Below are 24,094 nucleotides of genomic sequence, written 5' to 3' on the forward strand. Positions count from 1 at the left end.
TCCGACCTGTCCAAGGGCCTCGGCTGGGCGCTTGGGCCGCAGGACGAGGACCGCGATCAGAATGTCATTGCGGCGCGCATCGAACGCAGCTTGCGCAACTATCTTGAAACCCTGCCCGCCTTTATCATTCTCGCCGTGATCATCGCCTTGACGGACGCCAGCACGTCGACCACCGCCACAGGTGCTGCGGTCTACTTCTGGGCGCGTATCGCCTACATCCCCGCCTATGCCTCGGGTATCCCGCTGGTGCGGTCGGTGGCGTGGTTTGCGTCCCTCGCTGGCCTCGCGATGATGGCGCTGCCGCTGCTGTGACCTATGCCGCCGCCATAGCGGCCCGTCGGGCCTTTGCCCTGCCGGGCTATCCGACCTTGGCGGATGAGGGGTTTGACGGCGACTATGTCTGCCCCATTCAGATGACATCGGGCAACCTGTCGGGGCCGATGTTTATCTCCAAAGACTGGCTGGATGCGCCCTCCGTGCGTCAGCACCGCAGGGTCCTGACCGAACAGGGCTACCTGCCCGACAATCCCTACAACCGCGTCATGGACATTGTTCTGGGCCTGCTGAATTTGACCCGTGCGGATATCTACATCACGCCCGTTTTTCACCTGCTCACCCCCCAACGCAGCAGCACCATCCCCCCCGCCCACGCACGCGCGTCCTTTGATGCGGTCGGACGTCATGAACTGATGGGCCGCCGCCCCGTGGCCCTTGGTCACGACAGCGCCCGCGTGCTGCGCCACTTCGACGTGCCGCATGTGCAGGCCCCCCACCCGTCAGCCCGCACCGGCACCTTTGCTGCCAAAGCCGAACAAATCGCAGCTGCCGCAAGGATCGCCGCATGACCATTGAACTCACGATCCTCGCCCTCTCGGGGCTGCTGCAAGCGGTGCAATTCGTCCTGATGGCCGTGCCTGCGAACATCGAACTTGGGGTTGGCAAAACCGCCTCACCCCGTGATCCCGACAGGATGGGCGGCAAAACCATGCTGGAACAGCTGTCCACCAAAACCGGTCGTCTGGCGCGCGCCATGAACAACCATTTCGAGGCGCTGATCCTGTTCACGCTAGCCGTCGCTGTGGTCGAATTAAGCGGACAGAACACCGTGCTGACGGCTGCCTGCGCCTGCGCCTATCTGGCGGCGCGCGTTCTTTATATTCCGGCCTATTACTTCGGCTGGGCCCCGTGGCGGTCCTACATCTGGTTCGTGGGGTTTCTTGCGACCGTCATCATGCTTATCTCAACCTTGATCTAACTTCATCTGGCCCGGAAAACTCCGGGGGTCCGGGGGCTGGCCCCCGGCGCGACCAACAAAGGAACACGACCCATGGCAAACTACGACGTTATCATCATCGGCTCCGGCCCCGGCGGCTATGTCTGCGCCATCCGCTGCGCGCAGCTGGGTTTGAAAACGGCCGTTGTCGAAGGCCGGGACACGTTGGGCGGCACCTGTCTGAATGTGGGCTGTATTCCGTCCAAGGCACTGTTGCACGCCACCCACATGTTGCATGAGGCAGAACATAATTTCGCGGCCATGGGCCTGAAGGGCAAATCGCCATCGGTCGACTGGAAACAGATGTTGTCCTACAAGGAAGAGACGATCGGCACCAACACCAAGGGCATCGAATTCTTGTTCAAGAAGAACAAGATTGACTGGCTGAAAGGCTGGGGGTCCATCCCCGCTGCGGGTCAGGTCAAGGTCGGCGACGACGTGCATGAGGCCAAGACCATCATCATCGCGTCAGGGTCCGATGTGGCACAGCTCAAGGGTGTCGACATTGACGAAAAAACCGTCGTCAGTTCCACCGGCGCGCTGGAACTGGGCAAAGTCCCCAAGAAGATGGTCGTGATCGGCGCGGGCGTGATCGGGCTGGAACTCGGGTCTGTGTACAAACGTCTGGGTGCCGAGGTGACGGTTGTCGAATTCCTTGACGTCATCACCCCCGGCATGGATGGTGAGGTGCAGAAAACTTTCCAGAAGTTGTTGAAAAAACAAGGGCTTGAATTTGTCATGGGGGCCGCCGTGCAGGGCGTGGATGTGAAGGGGGGCAAGGCCACCGTCACCTACAAGATGCGCAGTGACGACAGCGAACACACCCTTGATGCGGACACGGTGCTGGTGGCAACCGGCCGCCGTCCTTACACCGACGGGCTTGGTCTGGATGCCTTGGGCGTCGAGATGTCAGAGCGTGGCCAGATCAAAACCGATGGTCACTACAAAACCTCCGTGGATGGGATTTATGCCATCGGGGACTGCATCGACGGCCCCATGTTGGCCCACAAGGCCGAGGACGAAGGCATGGCCTGCGCCGAAGGCATCGCCGGTCAGAAACCCCATGTGAACTACGACGTGATCCCCGGTGTGATCTACACCCACCCTGAGGTCGCGAATGTCGGCAAAACGGAAGAACAGCTCAAGGATGAGGGCCGCGCCTACAAGGTCGGCAAATTCAGTTTCATGGGGAATGGCCGCGCCAAGGCGAACTTTGCCGGCGATGGCTTTGTCAAAATTCTGGCCGACAAAGCGACGGACCGGATTTTGGGGGCGCATATCATCGGGCCAATGGCGGGTGATCTGATCCATGAAATTTGCGTCGCCATGGAATTCGGGGCTGCCGCCGAAGATCTGGCGCGCACATGCCACGCGCATCCGACCTATTCGGAAGCTGTGCGCGAGGCTGCTTTGGCCTGCGGGGACGGTCCGATCCACTCCTGACCCTTTGGGGAACCAGACTGCCGCCCGCCCCTCCTGAACAGGATGCGGCGGGCGTGTTCGCAACGGCGCAGAGTTGACGCCCCCGCGCCACATCTTCGCCCAAAGCCGTCTTTACAACCTGAACGCGTTAACCGTGATTTCAGGTGATCCATGCGTCAGATTTTTCTTAAGACCCTTCCCGCCCTTGTCCTTGCCGTTGCTGCATTCACGGCCAGCCCTGTTGCAGCAGGCGCCGGTAAATACGGGACCGATCTTCGTTTTGTAGCCGAGACAACGATCCCCAGCCCGGGCGATGGTCAGGCCATCGCTCTCTGCCATCTTGTTGATTACATGCATGTTTTGTTTGTGCCGGTCTATACGATCGTTGAAGGATATGCGCTGGCGACGGATCGCTGCGCGTCTGACAGCTACCGCGATCTGACGGCAGAGAACCTTGCCGATTTACAAGCGGCCGGCTTTATTGACCCGTCTGTCCCCGCCACGCCCCGCGTGTCTTTGGCAGATCTGGCGTGGGGTCATGCGTGGTTAATCGCCGGTGGGATCGGCCTGCTGCTTCGCGCGATGTCCATGCTGCCGCGCGGGCGCCGCGTGCGGGGGGTGGCACCGGATAATCTGGCCATTCATTCCCTCGTAGCGATGTCGCAGGTGGCCGTTGCGGACGGACAAATTCATGATCGTGAAATTTATCAGATTTCCAGCATCCTGACACGGCTGACGGGTCAGGGGTACTCCATCGAACAGGTGTCTACGCTTTTGCAGCAGCTTGATCCATCGCCTGACGATCTGGCGCAGGTGGGACAGGATTTATCGCAAGCGGACCGGCAGATCGTGCTGGAGGCTGCGTTAAATATCGCGGTCGCCGATGGTGAGATTCATCCCGGCGAATACGCTGTGGTGTCTGATCTGGCACAGCGCATGATGATCGGGGCGGAGGCGTTTCGCGGCGCGCTGAACCGGATTTCCGCCCATTTGCAAACGGTCTAGACCTTCAGCATCCGAAGGCCCTGCGTGGCGTCGGACCGCACCGCCAATTTCAGGCTTGCTTCGTCACCTGCCTTCAGCGCGGCCAGGATCAGCTTGTGATTTCGCGGGGTTTCGGTGCGGCGCAAACGTCCGTAAAGTTTGGACATGGTCGGGCCCAGTTGCAGCCAGACCGTTTCCGCCATGGCCAACATCGCAGGGGCCTGCGCGCGCAGATACAGCGTGCGGTGAAATTCGAGGTTCAGACGAATGTATCCCGGCGCGTCCTGCCGCGCGATGACAGGCGCGATGCGGTTGTTGATCTCCTCAAGCCGGTCAATCAGCGCAAGGTGCGCCCGTGGCAGCGCCCGCGCGGCCAGTTCCGGTTCCAGAAGCGCGCGCAAGGTGGCGAGTTCCTCAATGCGTTCGTTGCTGAGTTCGGGCGTCGATACGCGCCCGGAAGACGACAGAAACAACGCGCCTTCGGCCACCAGACGGCGCACGGCTTCACGGGCGGGGGTCATGGACACCCCGAAATCCTTGCCGATGCCACGCAGGGTCAGGGCGTGGCCGGGGTGGACCTCTCCGTGCATGATGCGCAGGCGCAGGGCGCGATAGACGCGATCATGGGCGGCCCCTGTGGGTTCGGTCGCTTTGGACTGGATCAACATGGGACCGTTGTGATCACAACCACGCGCGCGGTCAATCGAAACGGACGCGGTGCAGGCTGCCACCGTGGTCTTTCAACCACGCACGGCAGGCTTTGTGATTTGGGAACAGGCGTTCCACAGTGGCCCAGAAACGCGGTGAATGATCCATATGTTGCAGGTGCGCGACCTCATGTGCGGCGACGTAGTCCAGGACTTGCGGCGGAGCCATCACCAGCCGCCATGAATACATCAGATCGCCCACAGATGAACACGACCCCCAGCGGGACCGCGTATCGCGCAAGGCTATCCGGCCGTAAGGTTTACCCAAGGCGGCGGCATACCTGTCAGAGGCCGCGGCCAGCGCATCGCGCGCCTGAAGTTTCAGGAACGCCGCGACCCGCGTGCCGACCTTTTCGGCCTCCGGGGGCACGATCAGCCCTTGTGGGCCAAACCGCGCCCGTTTGACATCCCCCGCCACAATCGCCAGCGGTTCACCGCGAAACGGTACGCTGCCGCCGATCCGCACCGGGGTTTCCGGCGCGATATCGGCGAGGTGTCTGCGCAGCCATGTTTCGCGGTCACGCAGAAAGGCCATTCCTTCGCGTTCGGGCACCCGTGGGGGCAGTGTCAGCGTCGCGCGCCCGTCCAGCCGCGAGATCCGCAAGCTGAGCCTGCGCGCCCGCGCAGAGCGGCGCAGCAGGACTTCCACAGGGGGGTTGCCATCAAGGATCAAACAGCCCATATCCGCCTTTCAGTATTCACGTGCCAAACCCTTTGACACCCTCAAGGTGTTATGGCAGTTGGCGACGATCCGGCCAAGTGGCCGCACGGCTCAAAGGAAGAACATATGCCTAAGGAAGAGTGGGGAACCAAGCGCGTTTGCCCGACCACCGGAAAGCGGTTTTATGACCTGAACGCTGACCCCATCGTCAGCCCCTACACCGGCGAAGTCGTCACGGTCGAGACCGGCAAGACCCGCACCATGGTCGCCGACGCGGAAGATGCGCAGACCAAAAAGATGAAAGAAGAGGCGGCGGACGAGGACGATCTGGTTCTGGATGACGACGACGACGAAGACGTCGATCTGGGTGATGATGTTCTGGAAGATGATGACGACGATGATGTGTCTTTGGACGAAATTGCCGACGTTGCCGCACCGGACGACGATTCTTAAGAAATCGGGTTTCAGGGCGAGAATCCCTCTTGATCTCGCCCGCCCTGCTGCGTAATCAGCACCTCGTTGCCATTGCCGCCTATCAGCGGATACCAGACCGGCAACACCCTATGGTTTGGGGCATTAGCTCAGCTGGGAGAGCGCCTGCATGGCATGCAGGAGGTCAGCGGTTCGATCCCGCTATGCTCCACCAAACCTTTCTTAATTTAAATGTTCGCCGGATCTGACCCTGATGGGTGCGGACGAAAAAGCCGCCCACGAGGGACGGCTTTGCAGGCGCAGGATAGATATCGAGTTAGCGAAGGATCGAGCGGGAGCTTTCGATCAGGGACTGGGCAAGACGTGTGCCGTCTTTCATTTTGCGCGAGGCCGCCTGCATCCGGAACGCATTGATGCGCATGATTTCACAATCTAAGATCAGCGCTTCGGCTTCACGCCGTTGCTGCTCCAAACGCAAGCCGGCATCACAATGCCAACGCATCATATCAATCTCGTACGTCATGCCCACAAACGCATGGGACACGAAAAGGTTCCGGATTTTGCGAGTTTTTTATCTATGTTAAATCAGTTACTTATGTCTTTAACGCATCGAAATCTTTTGCATCGTGACGTTCGCGAAGCTGCTCGTGCGGTTCCCCCCATGCGCGGTTCACCATTCGGCCCCGCTGGAATGCGGGGCGGGACATGACATCGTCCGCCCAACGGTTGACGTGTTCATAGCTGGCCACATCGAGGAATTCAGCAGCGTCGTAAACAAGCCCCTTCACCAGCGCGCCGTACCATGGGGCCGTCGCCATGTCCGCAATCGTGTAGGTGTCACCGGCCAGATAGCGGCGGTCTTCAAGGTTCTGGTTCAGCACGTCCAACTGGCGCTTGGCCTCCATCGCGAAGCGGTTGATGGGGTATTCGAATTTCTCGGGCGCATAGGCGTAAAAGTGGCCAAAACCGCCGCCCAGATAGGGTGCGGAGCCTTGCAGCCAGAACAGCCAGTTCAAGGTTTCGGTCCGGCCTTCGATATCGCGTGGCAGGAAGGCGCGATATTTTTCCGCCAGATACAGCAGGATCGCGCCGGATTCGAAGACCCGCACGCCGGTGGACTTGTCGAACAGGGCGGGGATTTTGGAATTGGGGTTCACATCCACAAAACCGCTGGAAAACTGATCGCCCTCGTTGATGTCGACAAACCATGCGTCGTATTCGGCGGCGTGGCCGTCGGCCAGAAGTTCCTCCAACATAACAGTCACTTTGACGCCGTTGGGGGTGGCGAGGGAGTGGAGTTGCAGCGGGTGTTTGCCCGTTGGCAGGTCCTTGTCATGGGTGGCGCCCGCGATGGGTCGGTTGATGCTGGCAAACTTGCCGCCGCTTTCACTGTCCCAAGTCCAGACCTTTGGTGGCGTGTATGTCATGGTAAGCTCCCTATTGTCTTAGGACATAGCTAACGGGCCGCAGCCCGAGAGCAATGGGAACAGGCAAAAGAATCACTGAGATTTTCGTGAAGCCGATCAGGCCACCGTCACGGCATCCTCAAGAACCAGATCGCTGCATTTTTCGCCGATCATGATGGCCGGAGCGTTGGTATTGCCGGACACGATTTCGGGCATGATCGAACAATCAGCCACCCGCAGCCCTGCAATGCCGTGCACGCGCAGCCGGTCGTCCACAACTGTATCCTTGCCCTGCCCCATCTTGCAGGTTCCCGTGGGGTGATAGATGGACGCGGTGTTGTTGCGTGCCCAATCCAGCGTGGCACCGTAGTCGTCCATATCGAGACTGCTATGTGGCCGGAATTCTTCGGAAATTTTTGTGGTCAACGGGGCGTGTCGCGCGATCTTGCGGGCGATGTTCACGCCCGCAACCACGGTGTCGCAGTCGGTCTTGGTGGACAGATAATTGGGGACAATCGCCGGATATTCGCGTGGGTTGCTCGATTTCAGGCGAATTTCACCGCGCGATTCGGGGCGCAACTGGCAGACCGACATGGTGAAGGCCGAGAATTTGTCGGCCCCTTTGCCGGGATTTTCGGCCGACAGGGGCTGGACGTGAAACTGGATGTCGGGCGTATCCAGATCGTCGCGGGTTTTCAGGAAACCGGTGGCCAGACTGGCGGCCATAGTCATGGGACCCGCACGGAACATCAGGTACTTCAGGCCAATCTTGGCCTGTCCCATCAAGCTGGACACTTCGTCATTCAGCGTCGGTTCGTTGCATTTATAGACCAGCCGCGCCTGCAGGTGGTCTTGCATGTTTTTGCCCACTGCGGGCAAATCCGCCACCACGTCAATGCCATGTTCGGCCAGTTCATCGGGCGCGCCGATGCCGGACAGCATCAGCAACTGGGGGGAGTTGATGGCCCCGCCCGAGACGATGATTTCGCGCCGCGCGGTGACCTTTACCTGATTGCCCTTACGGTCGGTGTACAAAACGCCCGTGGCGCGTTTACCGTCGAGGATGATCTTGTCGGCCTGTGCGTGGGTGATAATCCGCAAATTTTCACGAGATTTCACAGGGTTGAGGTAGGCGACAGCCGCCGAGCAGCGCCGGCCATTGCGGGTCGTCAGCTGGAAGAAACCCACCCCTTCCTGATCCTTTCCATTGTAGTCAGGATTGAATTTATACCCCGCCGCCTGCGCCGCCGCGACCCATGCATCCGTGATGGGACGTTGGATGCGCATGTTGCTGACGGACAGTGGCCCTTGGTCGCCATGAAATTCATCCGCGCCGCGTTCGTTGTTTTCGGCCCGTTTGAACAGCGGCAACACATCATCCCAGCCCCAGCCGGAATTGCCCATCTGCCGCCAGCGGTCGTAATCCTGACTTTGTCCGCGCACGTACAAAAGCCCGTTGAGCGAGGACGAGCCGCCCAAAACCTTGCCGCGCGGCCATTCGATGGACCGGTTGTTCAAGCCGGGATCGGGTTCGGTTTTATAACACCAGTCGACAGACGGATTATGAATGGTCTTAAAATACCCCACCGGGATGTGAATCCATGGGTTGAGGTCACGACCACCGGCCTCAAGGAGAATCACCTTGGTCTTTGGATCGGCACTCAGACGGTTGGCCACCACACAGCCAGCAGAGCCTGCGCCCACGACAATATAGTCGGCTTCTAGGTTTTCCATGTTTGAGGTCTCCCGCCTAAATTTTGTGCCAAATGAAAAAATTCCTTGCCACAACGCAATAATGCGCCCCAATATTGAGACTGCAAGTATCAATCTTGCCTTAGGGAGGAAAATTTAATGAAAGTATCAAAGGTGCTCAGCACCATTTCACGCCGTGATCTGTTCAAGTTAACAGGCCGTTACGGCATTTCGTCTGTCGTGATGGGGGCCGCTGGCCTGACCGGTGCGATCACGCTGCCGAACATCGCGAAGGCTGCCGAATCAACATACGAGAAGCGATTCGCCAAAGAGCCGAAGCATATGCTCAAGCTGGGTGCGGCTGGTTTCAACGCACAAAACCTGCTGATCGAACGTGCTGGCGTGATCCAGTTCGCCCTTGATCTTGAAGAGCGGACAGACGGCGAAATCCGTGTTGAGTTCATCGGCGACAACCAGATCTGTGGTCAGCTGTCCTGCGCTGAGAAAGCCCAGCTGGGTGTGATCGACATGTATTCTGCGTCCACGCAGAACTCTGCCGGGTCCACACCTTACCTGAACGTTCTCGACTACGCGTATATGTTCCGTAACCGGGCTGACCAGTATCACTTCCTGTACTCGCCTGAGTCCATGGACCTGCTGCGCAACCCGCTGGAAGAGCGTCACGGCCTGAAGTTCCTCTTCAGCCACTGCGAACTGCGCGGCCTGCAGATGGGTAACTCCTTTGCGGATAAGCCTCTCGTGTCTTCGATCACCGAGCTGGCTGGCACCAAGAACCGCGTGACCGGCACACAGCTGGGTCGCATCGCGATGGAGTTGATGGACCTGAACCCAGTGCCAGTGGCCTGGGAAGAGACCCTCGACGCACTGCGCACCGGTCTGATCGACGGCGCCGAGACATGGGCATCCGCCGTGGCCTACGCCAACATGTCGCCTGCTGTGACACAGTCCGTTGACCTGCGTTTCTTCTGCGGCACAGAGCACACCGGCATGAACGCCTCTGTCTTTGATGCGATGGAAGGTTATCTGCAGGACGCCATCATGGAATCTGCCTATCTGGCACAGGTTCACGTGCAGGCGGCCAACGAAGCAGCCCTGGTCAACACGGTTGGTTTCTCTGATCCGGTCATGCCTGGCACGATCTTTGACGAAAACGACGTGAAGCCTGCCTTCCTGACCGACGAAGCCCGTCGCGAAGCGGAAGAGATGTGCTCCCCTGAATTCCAGCCTGCGGCTTGGGAAGAATGGCGCGAGCGGATCAACGGCTGGGCCGGTGGTCGCGACACGTATCAGGAAATCTATGACCTGGTCCGTAACGGCAACGACCACACACTGGCTGAGAACGTGGAACCACGTCGCTGGTGGAAGTCCGCATAAGCGGTCCTTCGATAAGCCAAACAATCGGGGCGGAGGGCATCAGCCCGCCGCCCCTTTTCTTATCAATCTATTTATAGACGCCGGACCGCGAAACGGCGCACAGTGGTGCTACGGGAACAGCACCAACCTTGGGAGGGGCACTGATGCTAGAGGCAATCAATGGCACCGTCACGATCTACGCCGAACTGGGCAAGATCATCGGCGATGTCTTCACGTTCAATGAGCCGGATTTCTTCCGGTTAAGGTCCGCCTTGCGCGGCGATGGTGTCTGGTTGTGGGGGACCCTAACGACCTTGATCGGGGGCTTTTTGATCGCCCTGTTGTACCGCGCTGTGCCGCGGGTGGAGCGTAATCTGGAACCCACATTGATGGTGGTGTCCTACCTTCTGATCGGCGCGATCATTTTTGTCGAAGTCATCCGCCGCTTTGTCTTTTCCGAACAATTCCCGTGGTCCACGACGATCCCCGGTTATCTGTTCCTGATCATGACCTGGACCGGATGCAGCTATAACGTGCGGCTGCGCACGCACCTGTCATTCTCGGAATTCCGGTCAAAAATGCCACGTCTGCCGCAGTTTGCGCTGCTGATGCTGGATGCTGTGTTGTGGTGGGGCATTTGCCTGCTGGTGATTGTCACAGCAACGGGCGTGATGGCCAATGCGGGCAACAACTTTATGATCGTGACAGGCACAGATGATGTGTTCGTCTGGTGGTTCATGGCGACCCTGCCCTTGGCCTTCGTGCTGCTGTCAGCACGGGTGTTTCAGAACCTTTTTGATGACATCAGCAACTACCGAAACGGTCGTCCGCTGATCGAGCAAGCCGTGTTGGGAGGTCAGTAAAATGGATACGTCAACCGCTGTTACACTGATTTCCATTGGCGTGACCGTCATGTTCATGCTGGGCATGCCTGTCTTTCTGGTCATCGCCTATTGGGTGCTGGGCACGTCGCTGGCACTGGGCCAGCCGCTGGTCAACATCGGCACGGCTTTGTCGGATGTGTTCACCGACGGCTTTGCCCTGTTGGCGATGCCGCTGTTTATCCTGACCGGGGACCTTATCAACCGTGCGGGCATCGCGCGACGATTGTCGGACTTTGCCTATGCCTGCCTTGGCTGGCTGCGCGGCGGTCTGGCGATGGCGGCCATCGGCGCGTCGGGTCTGTTTGCGGCCATCTCGGGGTCGAACTCGGCCACCACGGCGACCATCGGGTCTATGTTGCACCCTGAGATGGTGAAGGGCGGCTACGACCCGCGCTTTTCGGCCGCCACAGCGGCGGCTGGTGGTACGGTCGGGATCATTATCCCGCCGTCGATCATCTTTATCGTCTACGGCTTCATCATGAATCTCAGCATCAATGACCTTTTCATCGCGGGCATTCTGCCCGGTGCGCTGATGGTGTTGGCGATGATCATCACGGCCTTTATCGTCTCGACGATGAACAAATGGGGCGTGCTGATCGGGCTGGACCCGGTGCGCGTGATGAAAACCGCGCTTGGCGGCTGGCTGGGGTTCTTTGCCATCGGTCTGGTGCTTTGGGGCATCTACACCGGCAAATTCTCCCCCACTGAAGCGGCGGGCGTGACCGTGGGCTTTTGTGTGCTGGTCGGATTTATCTGCCTGCCGATCTACAAGGCGATGAAAATCGACGAGGAACGCGATATCAACGAACGCGGGTTCAGGGAGATGGTGGTCGTGCGCGGCTTTGGCCCGCTTGAGCTGCCGTCGATCACAATGCGGTCGGCGCAGATCACCGGCATTCTGGCCCCGCTGATCGCCATTTCGGTGGTCATGCAGCAGAACCTGTCGTCCTTGGGCGCAAAGGAGCTGATTGAAGGGTTCCTGACGTCGATGGGCGGCTACTACCCCGTTCTGTTCACGGCCATGGCCATCGTGTTCGTGTCCGGCATGGTTCTGGAATCGCTGCCGGTGACGATCATTCTGGCACCGATCCTGGCCCCGATTGCGCACTCTGTCGGCGTTGATCCGATCCAGTTTGCGGTCGTCTTCCTTGTGGGGGCGTCCATCGGGTTCATCACGCCGCCCTATGGTCTGAACCTTTATGTGGCGTCGGGGGTGACAGGGGTGCCATATTTCAGGCTTCTGAGATATTCGACCATGTATCTGTTTGCTCTGATTTCGGTCTGGTTCCTCGTGGCACTTGTGCCCAGTATCTCAAAAACCTTGCTGCCAGGCGGCTGGTTCTATGAAACACTGCAAGCACTGTTTGGCGGAGGAGCATCAGCCTAATGGACGGACAGACCTCGGATACGATCCCGACCAACCTGCGCCTGTTGTTGGTGCTGGAAGAGATTGCGCGCGTGGGGGTGCCCGTCACCCCCACCGAGGTCAACGCCCAGTTGGGGCTGCCCAAGCCCACGATCCACCGGCTGTTTGCCACGCTGGAGGACGAAGGGTTTCTGCAAAGAGACATCGACGGGCGGGCCTATTCGCCTGGCCGTCGGTTGCGCGGAATGGCGACGGGCGTTCTGTCGTCGTTGCGCATCCGTGCGGCCCGTCTGGCGGTGCTGCGCAAGCTAAGTGCGCAAATCGGGGAGACGTGCAACATCGCCCTGCCCGACCGCGACAGCATGATCTATCTGGAACGGGTTGAGACGGAATGGCCGCTGCGCATCCAGTTGCCCGTGGGGACGACTGTCCCGTTTTATTGCACCGCATCCGGCAAGATGTATCTGTCGACCCTGCCCAAATCGCATCTGGCGCGCTATGCCGCCGCAGAGGATTTCGAGGCGCGCACGTCGAACACCATCACGGACGCCGATGCGCTTATCAAGGCGGTCAATCAGGTGCGGTCCGATGGATTTGCCACGGACAGTGAAGAATTTATGGATGGAATGATCGCCTTGGCCGTGCCGATTATGGATGGCAACAACAGGCTTGTGGCAACACTGTCGTTTCACGCACCCACAGTGCGTTTCGATCGCAAAAAGTCCCTGCAGTATCTGGACGATATGCACAGCGCGGCCAAACATCTGGCCAGCTTGCTGCAAGATTAGTGATCTGCGGGCTGCGCGACCTGATCTTCTTCGCGCTGCACCAACGTCGACCATTCCTCACTATCGGGCACGACCGGTGGGGCGTCGCAGCTGCGGCGATGGATATTCACCTTGCTGATGAAATTTGCGGAAATGGGCGCGGTCACAAACAGAAACGCCATGATCAGCAGTTCATGGAACGACCCCTGCCCCTGAACAAACGAATACACCATCGAGGCCAGCAGCAGCATTCCGATCCCCATGGTGCCGACCTTGGTCGGCGCATGAAGACGCGTCATGCTGTCATTCAGTTTCAGAAGGCCAAAGGACCCGACCAGTGCGAAGAACGCACCGACAAACAGGCAAATGGCGGCGAAATAGGTTCCGATCTCTTCCCAGTTCATTCGATGATGTCCCCCCGCAACACAAACCGCGCATAGGCCACTGTCGACACAAACCCGAGCATCGCGATGATCAAGGCGGCTTCGAAAAACAACTGCGTGCCCTGCCAGATGCCGATGAGGACGATCAGGCCGATGGCGTTCACGACCATGGTGTCCAGCGCCAGAATCCGGTCACCGGTTCCGGGCCCGATCACCAGCCGCAGCATGGCAAGTACTTGCGAAATGGCGATGGCGGCAAAGGCCACCAGAACGCCCCACGACATGAGGTCCTCGGCGGGCATCATACGAAAATCTCCTTCAAGCGGGCCTCATAACGGGTTTTGATCTCGTCCCGGACGGCGTCGGGGTCAGGTGCATCAAGGGCGTGCACCAAAAGGTGCCGCCCCGTGTTGGACATGTCCGCCGACACGGTGCCGGGGGTCAGGGTAATCGTACCGGCGAGAACGGTGATCGCCTCGGGGTCGCGTAAATCGAGCGGAATGACGATCCATGCCGGACGCAGGTTTTTGTTGCGACGGGTCAGGATGATCCAGGCAACTTCGATGTTGGCAATAATGATGTCCCACAACACCAACAGCACATATCCGATCATGCGGCCCACGCGGAACCCTGCGGGGCGGTCCGGCCACCAGCGCGCGGTCAGGCGCGGGATGATCACACCAAGGATCACGCCAAAGACAGCCATTCCCCAAGAGAACTGGTTTTGCAGCAAGATCCAGACCACGGCCATCAGCAGGGTCAGGAACGGATGGGGAAACAGCCAGTTGAAAGCGCGGGTCATGTCAGTAGCCCTCCGTCGGGGAGCTGAGCTTGCCGGGCGTGTCCACCACGGTTGAGATATAGGGCTCGGGGTTGAACAGCTGGGCGGCGGTCGCGGTGGTGAAGTCGTGGACAAAACCGCCAAAGACCGTTAGCGCCACGGACATCGCCAACAGGCCAAAGACCGCAGCATAAGCCATGGCACCGGGCGGCATGGCAAGCTCCGCGTCATCATCCACGGGGATCGACTTGGCCTTCCAGAAGACTGTGCTGCCTGCGCGTCCAAACCCCACGACAGCGATCAGGGACGAGGCAAGGATGACCGTCCAGATCAGCGGCTGCATATCGGATGCAAAGGCCGCATCAAGGATCAAAAGCTTGCCGATGAAGCCCGACAGGGGCGGCAAGCCTGCCATGGCGATGGCGGCTGCGAAAAACAGGGCCGATGTCACCGTGGCCCCCGCCACTGGTGGCATAGCGCGCAGAACAAGGGACCCGCGGCTGTCTTTGACAAGATCGACGATCAGAAACAGTGCGGCCCCCGCCAAGGTCGAATGGATAATGTAATACAGGGCTGCAGCAATGCTTTCGGGTGTGAACATCGAAATCGCAATTAGCACCATACCCATGGACCCGATCACCGAAAACGCCACCAGACGGTCCAGCTTTTTCGCGGCAAGCACACCGATCATGCCCAAAGCCACCGACAGCAAAGCGGCCGGTTGCAACCAGACATCGTGCAGGCCCTGCGTGACTTCTAGGTCGGGGGGGAAGATGATCGTGTAGACACGGATGATCGCATAGGCGCCGACCTTGGTCATGATCGCAAAGAGGGCCGCCACCGGGCCCGGGGCCTCGGCATAGCTGCTGGGCAGCCAGAAGTGCAGCGGCACAAGCGCCGCTTTGATGGCAAAGACCAACAGTAGCAAAACCGCCGCCACGCGAATGCCGACGGATGCATCTGCGCTGATCAGGTCTGCCCTTGCCGCCAGATCGGCCATGTTGAGCGTTCCGGTCTCGGCATAAATAGCGCCCAGCGCGAACAGGAACAACGTGGACCCCAGCAGGTTGAACAGCACATATTGCACGCCCGCCCGCAGGCGGTCGTTGCCACCCGCGTGGATCATCAACCCGTAGGATGCGATCAACAGAACCTCAAAGAACACAAAGAGGTTGAACAGGTCGCCTGTCAAAAACGCGCCCATGATGCCCATGATCTGGAACTGGAACAGCGCATGGAAATGTCGCCCACGGTCATCCCAGCCTGACCCGATGGCGTAAAGCAGAACCATCAGCGACAGCACAGCTGTCAGCAGCACCATCATGGTCGACAGACGGTCGCCCACCAGCACGATGCCGAAAGGCGCCGCCCAATCGCCCAGTTGATACAGCATGATCGTCCCGTCGGACGCAGCCCACAAAAGACCGATGGCAATGGCGATCTGCGCCAGAACACCGACCACAGAAAACACCCGCTGGATGCTCAGATGATAGCGCGCGGCCAGCACGATGAAGGGGGCCAGCATGGCAGGCAGGATGACAGGTGCAATGAGCCAATGGGTCATGTCACGTCCTCCTCAGCCACGGACTCTGGGTCGTTCACGCGGTCGTCGTTGGACCCCAGATAAGACCCGAGCGCGATCATCACGACCACGGCGGTCATCCCGAAGGAAATCACGATGGCGGTCAGAACCAGCGCCTGTGGCAGCGGGTCTGAATAGACCTCGGCCTCGGTCAGGATGGGCGGTGCGCCGATGGTCAGACGACCGGAGGCAAACAGGAACACGTTGACCGCATAGGTCAGCAGCGAAATGCCAAGGATCACGGGGAACGTCCGCAGGCGCATGACCAGATAAAGGCCAGCGGCGGTCATGATCCCGATGGCGGAGGCGACGAGGACTTCCATATCACACCCCCTCCTTTGTGGTCTCTGCCTCAAGAAAATCTTCATGCATCGAAGGGTCAACATCCATCGGTTGTTCGTTGTCCTTCACATGCGCACGCCGTGCGAGGCGTGAGAAGCTTTCCAGCGACAACATCACCGCGCCAACGACGGCCAAGAAGACGCCCACATCAAACAGGGCAGCAGTGGCCAGTTCGAATTCCTGAAACGGCGGGATGCGGACATAGGTGAAATCGGAGGTCAGGAACGGCTTGCCGAAGAACCATGACCCGATGCCCGTCAGGCCCGCGATCAGGACACCGGCACCGATGACCCCGTGATAGGGGAAGCGCTGCCGGTCCTCGGCCCAGGCAAAGCCCGACGCCATGTATTGCATCACCACACCGATCGACACGACCAGACCCGCGATGAACCCGCCGCCCGGTTCGTTGTGACCACGCAGGAAGATGTAGAAGCCGACCATAAGGACTACGGGCATCATCACGCGGGTCAGCACGACCATCATCATCGGGTGCTGCGTGCCCGACAGGGGTTTATCCGGCACACGGTTCAGCAGACGCGCCCGCACGGGGCCGCTCAACAGGGTTTCCGTCAGCGCGTAGATCAGCAGGGCCGCGATGCCCAGCACGATGATTTCGCCGAAGGTGTCGAAGCCACGGAAATCCACGAGGATCACGTTGACGACATTGGTGCCGCCCCCGCCCTTGTAGGAATTGGCAAGGTGGAATTCGGAAATGGGCGACGAGACCGCGTCGCGCAGCAAATAATGATAGGCCAGCGCCATCGTGGCGAGGCCCCCGACACCTGCAATCACCATATCCCGCGCGCGCATGTACCATGGGCTTTCTTCGGGCGTGGTGTTGGGCAGGAAGTTCAGCGCCAGCAGCAACAGGATGATCGTCACCACCTCAACCGTGATCTGCGTCATGGCCAGATCAGGTGCCGACAGGAAGACAAACCCGATGGACACCATCAGGCCCACGATCCCGATCAGGATCAGCGCCAGCAGGCGGTTGTGGTGCATGGCCGCAAGGCCGACGGTCGCGGCGACCAGCATGGCCCAGCCTGCGACTTCGACCCAGCCCACAGGCTGCACGGCGCGGGTGGCGTCAGCCACGGTGCCGGTTGTCCACGCATGATAGCCGGCGGCGACGATGACCACGGTGGCGATCATGGCATAGCGGGTGAAGGCGCCGTTGTGCAGCGGGTGGATCGCCCAGCGTGCCCACATGACCACCGCTGCGACGATGTCGTCGAAGATGGTCTTGGCCTCGGGCCTTGGGGTGGCTTCCCACAGGGCGGACAGGGGTTTGAACAGCGCAAGCACGATCAGGCCGCCGACGATGGCCGTGATCGACAAATAGAGCGGCACGTTGACGCCGTGCCAGATTGCGATGTGATAGTCGGGCACTTCAGCCACGCCGCCAAGGACCGCTGCTGTGACCAGTTTCACGAAGGGTTCCACCAGGAACGGGGCAACGCCGATGCCGACCACCAAAACGATCAGGATCGCGGGGGGCAGCCACAGACCGGGGCCGGGATCATGGGGTTTGGCCGGATAGCTTTCGGGATCCCGCTTTTTGCCCAGAAACGTATGGCCGATCAGACGGAAGCAATAGGCCGCCGACATGAGCGACCCAAAGGTCACAAGTGCTGGCACCAGCCATTCGGGACCAAAAAGGTAGGTCTTCTCCATCTCTTTGAGCATCATTTCCTTGCTGAGGAACCCGTTGAGAAGCGGGATGCCCGCCATGGACAGCGCGCCAAGCGTGGCGATGACAAACGTAATCGGCATCAAGTGGCGAAGCCCGCCAAGGATGCGGATATCGCGGGTTTTGGTTTCATGATCCACGATCCCGGCGGACATGAACAAAGCCGCTTTGAACGTCGCGTGGTTGAGGATGTGGAACACCGCGACCATCGCACCAAAGGCCGTGCCGGTGCCCAGCAGCATCGTGATCAGTCCCAAATGGGACACGGTCGAAAACGCCAAAAGCGCCTTCAGGTCATGTTTGAACAACGCGATCACAGCGCCCAGCACCATGGTGATCAGCCCGGCGGTGGTGACGATGTAGAACCATTCGGGCGTGCCCGACAGCACCGGCCACATGCGCGCCATCAGGAAAATGCCCGCCTTCACCATTGTGGCAGAGTGCAGGTAGGCCGACACCGGCGTGGGGGCCGCCATGGCGTGGGGCAGCCAGAAATGGAACGGGAATTGCGCGGATTTGGTGAAACAGCCCGTCAAGATCAACAACAGCGCGGGGACATACATTGGGTCCGCCTGAATGGCCTCGCGATTTTGCAAAATCACCGACAGGTCATAGGAGCCCACGATATTGCCCAGCAACAACATGCCACCGATCATGGCCAGACCGCCCATACCCGTCACGGTCAGCGCCATGCGCGCGCCTTGGCGTCCGGCCTCAAGATGTTTCCAGTAGCCGATAAGCAGGAAGGACGACAGCGATGTCAGTTCCCAGAAAATAAGCAACAGCAGTATGTTATCTGACAACACGATGCCGACCATCGCGCCTTGGAACAACAACAGGTAGGTGAAGAATTCGCCCATGTTGTCTTCGCGCGCCAGATAGTGGCGACCGTAGACAATGATCAGCAATCCGATGCCAAGGATCAGCGTGGCGAAAAAGAACCCCAGCCCGTCCAACATCAAGGTTACATTCAGACCCAGCTGCGGGAACCAGTCGAACCCGGTTTGAACAACCTCACCGGCCAGAATGGCAGGCAGATTGGTCATCAGCCCGATAAAGGCGGCCAAAGTGACTGTGAATGTGACACCCCCGACAGCTTGCCGTCCGGCAGAGTTCATCAGGCCGGGAAGAAGTGCGCCCAGAAAGGGCAAGGCAACGATAAGGAAGAGGGACACGCGAACTCCTGATCTGTGGGGCCTGAAGGTTGCCCCTATCTGGGCAAGAATTAGAGCAGCCTCAAGAGATTCCGACCAAAATCGTCATGATTTACGACGAAATTCGCGTCATCTCCCCAGAAACGGGTATGTCACAGGCTATAGCCCCTCGACGAATTTATAGTCGCGGTCCGAAACAGGCAGCGCAAAACCCAGCGCCTTTTGGTATTCGGGTCCGTGATAGAACGCCTTCGCGGTGGCCATGTCGGGGAAACGGATGATGACGCAGCGGGCGCGGGTTGTGCCCTCCATCACCTCGACCGCGCCCCCACGGGCGAGGAATTCACCACCGTATTGGGCCACTGCAGGGCCTGCCAGTTCGGCGTATTTGGCGTATTCATCGGCGTCTTTGACGTCGACTTGGACAACGGCGTAGGTGGGCATCTGGGGGCCTCCGGCTGGGAATGGTGCAAAAACTGCCGCCAGTTTAGGCAAAAGCGGCGCGGGGTCTATCGAAACATGGGCAACGGCGGGTGGGTTGATTGGTTCATAATTTTACCGTTTGATAAAAAAATAAACTGTGCCAAGGTGAATCCGTTATCAACCGACGGGAGCCACGATGAATTCGCCCTATACCCCCGGAATTGCCGCCGCGCGCCTGGACGCAGAGGCCTTGGCCGAGAATTTCACAGACCTGCATGCGCCGCTGGATGGTCATGAAGCCGCCGTTGCCGCAGACCGCTGTTATTTCTGCCATGACGCGCCCTGCATCACGGCCTGCCCCACGGACATCGACATTCCGCTTTTTATCCGCCAGATCGCCACGGGCACGCCTGAGGCTGCGGCCAAGACGATCTTTGACCAGAATATCCTGGGCGGCATGTGTGCCCGCGTGTGTCCGACCGAAGACCTGTGTGAACAGGCCTGCGTGCGCGAACTGGCCGAGGGCAAACCCGTCGAAATCGGCCGCCTGCAACGCTACGCCACCGACACCGTGATGGCGGCGGGTGTGATGCCGTTTGAAAGGGCCGCGCCCACAGGCAAAAAGGTCGCCGTCATTGGCGCGGGGCCTGCGGGCCTGTCGTGTGCGCACCGTCTGGCGATGCTGGGCCATGACGTCACTGTCTATGATGCCATGCCAAAACCCGGCGGGCTGAACGAATACGGGATCGCCGCCTATAAATCGACCGATGACTTCGCCGCGCGCGAAGTCGAATGGCTGTGCTCCATCGGCGGGATTGAGATCAAGACCGGCATGGCGCTGGGTGAGGCGTTGAAACTGGACGATGTGGTTGGTTGCTTTGCGGCGACGTTTCTGGCGGTGGGTCTGGGCGGTGTGAATGCGCTGTCTGTGGACGGGGCCGACAAGGATGGCGTCGAAGACGCCGTGTCGTTCATCGAAACGCTACGCCAGACGGACGATCTGTCCTCCCTCCCTGTCGGTCGCAACGTTGTTGTGATTGGCGGCGGGATGACGGCGGTGGATGCTGCCGTGCAATCCAAATTGCTGGGCGCAGACAATGTGACCATCGCCTATCGTCGGGGCCGCGACGCCATGGGGGCCAGCCGCTATGAACAGGATCTGGCCGCATCCCACGGGGTAAAGCTGATGTTCAACGCCCAACCCAAAGCGATCCATGGCAACGGATCCGCCGCCGAGATTGAGTTGGAATTGACCGAAACCGTGGACGGCACCCTGCGCGGCACCGGAGAGACCGTTCGCCTGCCCGCCGACCAGATTTTCCGCGCCATTGGCCAAACGCTGACCTCGGACGGGGGTTTGGAACTCGACGGGCGCAAGATCGCCGTGACCGGCGCAGGCCGCACCTCCCGTGCGGGCGTCTGGGCGGGCGGCGATTGTGCCGCCGGGGGCGATGACCTGACGGTGACGGCGGTGGCCGAGGGCCGCGATGCGGCGATGGATATTCATGCGACATTGATGGGAGGTTCATAAATGGCCGATCTGACAACCGACTTTCTGGGCATCAAAAGCCCCAACCCCTTCTGGCTGGCCTCTGCCCCGCCAACGGACAAGGAATACAACGTCCGCCGCGCGTTCGAGGCCGGATGGGGCGGCGTGGTGTGGAAAACGCTGGGGTCCGAAGGGCCACCTGTCGTCAACGTCAACGGGCCGCGCTATGGCGTAATCTATGGCAAGGACCGCACGGTGTTGGGGATCAACAATATCGAATTGATCACCGACCGCGACCTGTACACCAACCTTGAAGAAATCAAGCGCGTAAAGGCCGACTACCCCGACCGTGCCATGATCGTGTCGATCATGGTCCCGTGTGAGGAACAGGCGTGGAAGGACATCCTGCCGCTGGTCGAAGACACGGGCGCCGACGGGATTGAGCTGAACTTCGGCTGCCCCCACGGGATGTCTGAGCGCGGCATGGGTGCCGCCGTGGGCCAAGTGCCCGAATATATCGAAATGGTGACGCGGTGGTGCAAACAATATTACAGCAAACCCGTGATCGTGAAGCTGACGCCCAACATCACCGACATCCGCAAACCCGCTGCGGCGGCCAAGCGCGGCGGGGCGGATGCGGTCAGCCTGATCAATACGATCAACTCGATCACCTCAGTGAACCTCGACACCATGTCGCCAGAGCCAAGCATCGACGGCAAAGGCACCCATGGGGGCTATTGCGGCCCTGCGGTCAAACCCATCGCCATGTCCATGGTCAGCGAAATCGCCCGTGATCCTGAAACCGCTGGACTGCCTATTTCGGGCATCGGCGGGGTGACCACGTGGCGCGATGCGGCGGAATTCATCACGCTGGGCTGCGGCAATGTGCAGGTCTGCACGGCGGCCATGACCTATGGCTTCAAGATCGTGCAGGAGATGATCAGCGGGTTGTCCCAGTGGATGGACGAAAAGGGCCACACCAGCATCGCGGATTTCTGCGGGGCGGCGGTGCCCAACACGACCGACTGGCAGTACCTGAACCTCAACTACATTGCCAAGGCGAAGATCGACCAAGACGCCTGCATTTCCTGCGGACGATGCTATGCGGCCTGCGAAGACACCTCACACCAAGCGATTTCCATGAGCGCGGATCGTGTGTTTGAGGTCATCGACGCCGAATGCGTGGCCTGTAACCTGTGCGTGGATGTCTGTCCGGTGGAAAACTGCATCTCGATGGTCGCGATGGAACCCGGCAGCGTTGATCCGCGCACGGGCAAGACCGTCGAAAAGGACTACGCCAACTGGACGACCCATCCGAACAATCCGGCGGCTACGGCCGCGGAATGATGTCTCCCTGAGTGACTGGGGCCGGTGCACCGCTGTATCGGCCCCATTTTTATGTAGGCTGCAAAAGTCCGCGCAGGGTCATATCCAGATGGCTTTGTGCGCCTTCAAACGGGTCAACACCGCCCAAGATCGCCCGCACCTGAACGTCGAAATCCGCATAGTGTTGGGTCAGGGACCAGATGGTGAAGATCAGGTGATAGGGATCGACCGGTTTGATCCGACCTGCCGCCGCCCAGCCGTTGATGACGACGGCAATCTCATCCACCAAATCTTTGAGTTCGCCCTTCAAAACGTCCCCGATCCGCGGCGCGCCTTGGATGATTTCATTGGCGAACAGGCGGCTTTCGCGGGGGAAATTTCGGGACATATCAAGCTTGCGATTGGCATAGCCCAACAGCTGTTCGACAGGATCACCATCGCGGTCGATTGCCTTGAGCGGTTCCAGCCAGTTTTCCAAAAGCCGCGCCAGAAGGGCCGTGTAAACGGCCTCTTTCGATTTGAAATAATAGAGCAAATTGGGTTTCGACATGCCCGCCGCTTTGGCGATCTGGTCCAAGGTCGATCCGCGAAACCCGAACTGTGAAAACACCTCAAGCCCCGCTTGCATGATCGTGGCCTGGTTCTTTTTCTGAATGCGTGTGTCAGTCTTGGCCATGGCTGTTTTCACTCTGATCATCTTTTGGGCAAACACACCCGCCTTAGCAGGGTTTAACGGCAAGCTGCCCAAGGGTTAAGCAAAATCCTTGACGGATGCCGGGCCTCTGGTAGCGTGGGTTTGACCGATTGGTCAAATAATGCAGCCAGCCTTGGGGACGTCATGCCAGCAGCAGGTGAGAATTTACGCATCAACGGGACCCGCTTGTGGGACAGCCTGATGGAGATGGCCAAGATCGGCCCCGGTGTCGCCGGTGGCAACAACCGCCAGACCCTGACCGACGCAGACAGCGAGGGCCGCCATCTGTTCCAACGCTGGTGCGAGGACGCAGGCTGCACCATGGGCGTGGATGAGATCGGCAATATGTTTGCACGCCGTGAGGGCACGGACCCCGACGCCCTGCCCGTTTACGTGGGATCGCACTTGGACACCCAGCCGACGGGCGGCAAATACGACGGGGTACTGGGCGTTTTGGGCGGGCTTGAGATTATCCGCACGATGAATGACCTCGACATCAAGACCAAGCACCCGATTGTGGTCACCAACTGGACCAACGAAGAGGGCACGCGCTTTGCCCCCGCAATGCTGGCCTCCGGCGTGTTTGCGGGCAAGCATGACCTTGACTGGGCGCGCGACCGGACAGATGCGGACGGCAAAAAGTTTGGCGATGAGTTGGACCGGATCGGCTGGAAAGGCGACGAAAAAGTCGGCGCGCGCAAGATGCATGCCTTCTTCGAGTTGCACATCGAACAGGGCCCTATTCTGGAGGCCGAGGGGAAGGATATCGGCGTCGTCACCCACGGTCAGGGCCTGCGCTGGATCGAATGCACGGTGACCGGCAAGGAAAGCCACACGGGGTCTACCCCCATGCATATGCGCAGAAATGCAGGGCGCGGGCTGGCGCTGGTGACCGAGCTGGTGCACGAGATCGCGATGAAAAACCAGCCCAACGCCGTGGGTGCCATCGGCCACATCGACGTCTACCCCAACAGTCGCAACGTGATCCCCGGTAAGGTGGTCTTCACCGTCGATATGCGCACGCATCTGCTGGATAAGCTGAACGCGATGGTGGCGGAATTCAACGACCGCGCACCAGAGCTGTGCGCAGACATCGGGCTGGAGTTTTCGTGCGAGATCGTCGGCCAGTTCGACCCGCCCGCCTTCGATGAGGCCTGCGTCAGCGCCGTGCGCGATGCAGCTGAGCGGTTGGGCTACAGCCATATGGACATCGTGTCCGGTGCGGGCCACGACGCCTGCTGGATCAACGATTTGTACCCCAC

Annotated in this window: 26 protein-coding genes and 1 tRNA gene; 14 read left to right on the top strand and 13 right to left on the bottom strand. The window is 59.7% G+C overall.

From position 1 onward, the window contains the following. From QZ653_RS06280 to QZ653_RS06300, 5 genes are all read left to right on the top strand, one after another. A partial coding sequence (locus QZ653_RS06280) for an MAPEG family protein (protein WP_296418637.1) occupies window positions 1-312 on the top strand: 312 nt, incomplete at its 5' end. After that, the gene (locus tag QZ653_RS06285) at window positions 309-845 is read left to right on the top strand and encodes a hypothetical protein (RefSeq protein WP_296418639.1); all 537 of its coding nucleotides are present in this window, start codon (window positions 309-311) and stop codon (window positions 843-845) included. The genes QZ653_RS06280 and QZ653_RS06285, both read left to right, overlap by 4 nt. Next, window positions 842-1,255, top strand: a complete 414-nt coding sequence (locus QZ653_RS06290; protein ID WP_296418641.1) for an MAPEG family protein — start codon at window positions 842-844, stop codon at window positions 1,253-1,255. Before QZ653_RS06285 ends, QZ653_RS06290 begins: the two co-directional genes overlap by 4 nt. Before the next feature lie 72 nt (window positions 1,256-1,327). Then, the gene (gene lpdA / locus QZ653_RS06295) at window positions 1,328-2,716 is read left to right on the top strand and encodes a dihydrolipoyl dehydrogenase (RefSeq protein WP_296418642.1); all 1,389 of its coding nucleotides are present in this window, start codon (window positions 1,328-1,330) and stop codon (window positions 2,714-2,716) included. A gap of 150 nt (window positions 2,717-2,866) precedes the next feature. Beyond that, the gene (locus QZ653_RS06300; protein WP_296418644.1) at window positions 2,867-3,700 is read left to right on the top strand and encodes a TerB family tellurite resistance protein; all 834 of its coding nucleotides are present in this window, start codon (window positions 2,867-2,869) and stop codon (window positions 3,698-3,700) included. Here the strand turns inward: QZ653_RS06300 and QZ653_RS06305 are convergent. Together QZ653_RS06305 and QZ653_RS06310 are read right to left on the bottom strand one after the other, a co-directional pair. Next, window positions 3,697-4,347: a GntR family transcriptional regulator gene (locus QZ653_RS06305; protein WP_296418646.1), complete on the bottom strand. Its 651-nt coding sequence runs from the start codon at window positions 4,345-4,347 to the stop codon at window positions 3,697-3,699. The two genes, QZ653_RS06300 and QZ653_RS06305, sit on opposite strands and share 4 nt — an antisense overlap. 31 nt (window positions 4,348-4,378) lie before the next feature. Further along, a complete protein-coding gene (locus tag QZ653_RS06310; RefSeq protein WP_296418648.1) occupies window positions 4,379-5,068 on the bottom strand; it encodes a M48 family metallopeptidase in 690 nt (229 codons plus the stop codon). 105 nt (window positions 5,069-5,173) lie between these two features. Here QZ653_RS06310 and QZ653_RS06315 point away from each other — a divergent pair, with 105 nt between their 5' ends. Both QZ653_RS06315 and QZ653_RS06320 read left to right on the top strand, forming a co-directional pair. Continuing rightward, the gene (locus tag QZ653_RS06315; protein WP_296418650.1) at window positions 5,174-5,500 is read left to right on the top strand and encodes a TIGR02300 family protein; all 327 of its coding nucleotides are present in this window, start codon (window positions 5,174-5,176) and stop codon (window positions 5,498-5,500) included. A gap of 117 nt (window positions 5,501-5,617) precedes the next feature. Continuing rightward, a tRNA-Ala gene (locus tag QZ653_RS06320) sits at window positions 5,618-5,693 on the top strand. 102 nt (window positions 5,694-5,795) lie between these two features. Here QZ653_RS06320 and QZ653_RS06325 read toward each other — a convergent pair. The 3 genes from QZ653_RS06325 to QZ653_RS06335 form a co-directional block, all read right to left on the bottom strand. After that, window positions 5,796-6,023 (bottom strand): hypothetical protein, encoded by a 228-nt coding sequence (locus QZ653_RS06325; RefSeq protein WP_296418651.1) that lies wholly within the window; start codon window positions 6,021-6,023, stop codon window positions 5,796-5,798. 49 nt (window positions 6,024-6,072) lie between these two features. Beyond that, window positions 6,073-6,906, bottom strand: coding sequence for a glutathione-dependent disulfide-bond oxidoreductase (gene yghU, locus QZ653_RS06330; RefSeq protein WP_296418652.1), 834 nt, complete (start codon window positions 6,904-6,906; stop codon window positions 6,073-6,075). A gap of 96 nt (window positions 6,907-7,002) precedes the next feature. After that, window positions 7,003-8,619: a GMC family oxidoreductase gene (locus QZ653_RS06335; RefSeq protein ID WP_296418654.1), complete on the bottom strand. Its 1,617-nt coding sequence runs from the start codon at window positions 8,617-8,619 to the stop codon at window positions 7,003-7,005. 117 nt (window positions 8,620-8,736) lie between these two features. Between QZ653_RS06335 and QZ653_RS06340 the strand changes: the two genes are divergently transcribed. The 4 genes from QZ653_RS06340 to QZ653_RS06355 all read left to right on the top strand — a co-directional run bounded on the left by QZ653_RS06340 (window position 8,737) and on the right by QZ653_RS06355 (window position 12,989). Next, window positions 8,737-9,972 carry a TRAP transporter substrate-binding protein gene (locus QZ653_RS06340; RefSeq protein ID WP_296418655.1) on the top strand — a complete coding sequence of 412 codons (1,236 nt, stop codon included), beginning with the start codon at window positions 8,737-8,739 and terminating at the stop codon, window positions 9,970-9,972. A gap of 143 nt (window positions 9,973-10,115) precedes the next feature. Further along, window positions 10,116-10,814 carry a TRAP transporter small permease gene (locus QZ653_RS06345; protein ID WP_296418657.1) on the top strand — a complete coding sequence of 233 codons (699 nt, stop codon included), beginning with the start codon at window positions 10,116-10,118 and terminating at the stop codon, window positions 10,812-10,814. A 1-nt stretch (window position 10,815) separates the two neighbouring features. Next, window positions 10,816-12,222 (top strand): TRAP transporter large permease, encoded by a 1,407-nt coding sequence (locus tag QZ653_RS06350; protein WP_296418659.1) that lies wholly within the window; start codon window positions 10,816-10,818, stop codon window positions 12,220-12,222. After that, a complete protein-coding gene (locus QZ653_RS06355) occupies window positions 12,222-12,989 on the top strand; it encodes an IclR family transcriptional regulator (RefSeq protein ID WP_296418661.1) in 768 nt (255 codons plus the stop codon). Before QZ653_RS06350 ends, QZ653_RS06355 begins: the two co-directional genes overlap by 1 nt. On the opposite strand, the gene QZ653_RS06360 is transcribed toward QZ653_RS06355, so the two are convergent. From QZ653_RS06360 to QZ653_RS06390, 7 genes are all read right to left on the bottom strand, one after another. Continuing rightward, complete coding sequence (locus QZ653_RS06360) at window positions 12,986-13,372, bottom strand: Na+/H+ antiporter subunit G (RefSeq protein WP_296418664.1); 387 nt, start codon at window positions 13,370-13,372, stop codon at window positions 12,986-12,988. The two genes, QZ653_RS06355 and QZ653_RS06360, sit on opposite strands and share 4 nt — an antisense overlap. Further along, window positions 13,369-13,656 (bottom strand): K+/H+ antiporter subunit F, encoded by a 288-nt coding sequence (locus tag QZ653_RS06365; RefSeq protein WP_296418665.1) that lies wholly within the window; start codon window positions 13,654-13,656, stop codon window positions 13,369-13,371. The genes QZ653_RS06360 and QZ653_RS06365 overlap by 4 nt, the downstream gene beginning before the upstream one ends. Further along, a complete protein-coding gene (locus QZ653_RS06370) occupies window positions 13,653-14,153 on the bottom strand; it encodes a Na+/H+ antiporter subunit E (protein ID WP_296418667.1) in 501 nt (166 codons plus the stop codon). Before QZ653_RS06370 ends, QZ653_RS06365 begins: the two co-directional genes overlap by 4 nt. 1 nt (window position 14,154) lies before the next feature. After that, entirely contained in the window at window positions 14,155-15,696 is a 1,542-nt protein-coding gene (locus QZ653_RS06375) for a monovalent cation/H+ antiporter subunit D (protein ID WP_296418669.1), read from the bottom strand. Continuing rightward, the gene (locus QZ653_RS06380; protein WP_296418671.1) at window positions 15,693-16,037 is read right to left on the bottom strand and encodes a Na+/H+ antiporter subunit C; all 345 of its coding nucleotides are present in this window, start codon (window positions 16,035-16,037) and stop codon (window positions 15,693-15,695) included. The genes QZ653_RS06375 and QZ653_RS06380 overlap by 4 nt, the downstream gene beginning before the upstream one ends. A 1-nt stretch (window position 16,038) precedes the next feature. Continuing rightward, window positions 16,039-18,921, bottom strand: coding sequence for a monovalent cation/H+ antiporter subunit A (locus QZ653_RS06385; RefSeq protein WP_296418672.1), 2,883 nt, complete (start codon window positions 18,919-18,921; stop codon window positions 16,039-16,041). A gap of 138 nt (window positions 18,922-19,059) precedes the next feature. Continuing rightward, the gene (locus QZ653_RS06390; protein ID WP_296418673.1) at window positions 19,060-19,344 is read right to left on the bottom strand and encodes a DUF1330 domain-containing protein; all 285 of its coding nucleotides are present in this window, start codon (window positions 19,342-19,344) and stop codon (window positions 19,060-19,062) included. A 175-nt stretch (window positions 19,345-19,519) separates the two neighbouring features. Between QZ653_RS06390 and QZ653_RS06395 the strand changes: the two genes are divergently transcribed. After that, window positions 19,520-20,854: an NAD(P)-dependent oxidoreductase gene (locus QZ653_RS06395; protein ID WP_296418675.1), complete on the top strand. Its 1,335-nt coding sequence runs from the start codon at window positions 19,520-19,522 to the stop codon at window positions 20,852-20,854. Then, window positions 20,855-22,159, top strand: a complete 1,305-nt coding sequence (gene preA / locus QZ653_RS06400) for an NAD-dependent dihydropyrimidine dehydrogenase subunit PreA (RefSeq protein ID WP_296418677.1) — start codon at window positions 20,855-20,857, stop codon at window positions 22,157-22,159. A gap of 49 nt (window positions 22,160-22,208) precedes the next feature. Here preA and QZ653_RS06405 read toward each other — a convergent pair whose 3' ends face one another. Beyond that, window positions 22,209-22,814: a TetR family transcriptional regulator C-terminal domain-containing protein gene (locus QZ653_RS06405; RefSeq protein WP_296418678.1), complete on the bottom strand. Its 606-nt coding sequence runs from the start codon at window positions 22,812-22,814 to the stop codon at window positions 22,209-22,211. A gap of 162 nt (window positions 22,815-22,976) precedes the next feature. Here QZ653_RS06405 and QZ653_RS06410 point away from each other — a divergent pair. Next, on the top strand, window positions 22,977-24,094 hold a 1,118-nt coding region (locus tag QZ653_RS06410; protein WP_412765998.1), incomplete at its 3' end, for a Zn-dependent hydrolase.

It is taken from the genome of Pseudooctadecabacter sp. (genome assembly GCF_020627745.1).
In the GTDB taxonomy this organism is placed as follows: domain Bacteria; phylum Pseudomonadota; class Alphaproteobacteria; order Rhodobacterales; family Rhodobacteraceae; genus Octadecabacter.

Bases quoted from the DNA above. Each gene is read 5' to 3' on its own strand.
- QZ653_RS06405 (WP_296418678.1), bottom strand. From the start codon at position 22,814: ATGGCCAAGACTGACACACGCATTCAGAAAAAGAACCAGGCCACGATC.
- QZ653_RS06350 (WP_296418659.1), top strand. From the start codon at position 10,816: ATGGATACGTCAACCGCTGTTACACTGATTTCCATTGGCGTGACCGTC.
- QZ653_RS06355 (WP_296418661.1), top strand. From the start codon at position 12,222: ATGGACGGACAGACCTCGGATACGATCCCGACCAACCTGCGCCTGTTG.
- QZ653_RS06380 (WP_296418671.1), bottom strand. From the start codon at position 16,037: ATGGAAGTCCTCGTCGCCTCCGCCATCGGGATCATGACCGCCGCTGGC.
- QZ653_RS06375 (WP_296418669.1), bottom strand. From the start codon at position 15,696: ATGACCCATTGGCTCATTGCACCTGTCATCCTGCCTGCCATGCTGGCC.
- QZ653_RS06365 (WP_296418665.1), bottom strand. From the start codon at position 13,656: ATGATGCCCGCCGAGGACCTCATGTCGTGGGGCGTTCTGGTGGCCTTT.
- QZ653_RS06315 (WP_296418650.1), top strand. From the start codon at position 5,174: ATGCCTAAGGAAGAGTGGGGAACCAAGCGCGTTTGCCCGACCACCGGA.
- QZ653_RS06340 (WP_296418655.1), top strand. From the start codon at position 8,737: ATGAAAGTATCAAAGGTGCTCAGCACCATTTCACGCCGTGATCTGTTC.
- QZ653_RS06335 (WP_296418654.1), bottom strand. From the start codon at position 8,619: ATGGAAAACCTAGAAGCCGACTATATTGTCGTGGGCGCAGGCTCTGCT.
- preA (WP_296418677.1), top strand. From the start codon at position 20,855: ATGGCCGATCTGACAACCGACTTTCTGGGCATCAAAAGCCCCAACCCC.
- yghU (WP_296418652.1), bottom strand. From the start codon at position 6,906: ATGACATACACGCCACCAAAGGTCTGGACTTGGGACAGTGAAAGCGGC.
- QZ653_RS06395 (WP_296418675.1), top strand. From the start codon at position 19,520: ATGAATTCGCCCTATACCCCCGGAATTGCCGCCGCGCGCCTGGACGCA.
- QZ653_RS06305 (WP_296418646.1), bottom strand. From the start codon at position 4,347: ATGTTGATCCAGTCCAAAGCGACCGAACCCACAGGGGCCGCCCATGAT.
- QZ653_RS06390 (WP_296418673.1), bottom strand. From the start codon at position 19,344: ATGCCCACCTACGCCGTTGTCCAAGTCGACGTCAAAGACGCCGATGAA.
- QZ653_RS06360 (WP_296418664.1), bottom strand. From the start codon at position 13,372: ATGAACTGGGAAGAGATCGGAACCTATTTCGCCGCCATTTGCCTGTTT.
- lpdA (WP_296418642.1), top strand. From the start codon at position 1,328: ATGGCAAACTACGACGTTATCATCATCGGCTCCGGCCCCGGCGGCTAT.
- QZ653_RS06370 (WP_296418667.1), bottom strand. From the start codon at position 14,153: ATGACCCGCGCTTTCAACTGGCTGTTTCCCCATCCGTTCCTGACCCTG.
- QZ653_RS06345 (WP_296418657.1), top strand. From the start codon at position 10,116: ATGCTAGAGGCAATCAATGGCACCGTCACGATCTACGCCGAACTGGGC.
- QZ653_RS06290 (WP_296418641.1), top strand. From the start codon at position 842: ATGACCATTGAACTCACGATCCTCGCCCTCTCGGGGCTGCTGCAAGCG.
- QZ653_RS06300 (WP_296418644.1), top strand. From the start codon at position 2,867: ATGCGTCAGATTTTTCTTAAGACCCTTCCCGCCCTTGTCCTTGCCGTT.
- QZ653_RS06310 (WP_296418648.1), bottom strand. From the start codon at position 5,068: ATGGGCTGTTTGATCCTTGATGGCAACCCCCCTGTGGAAGTCCTGCTG.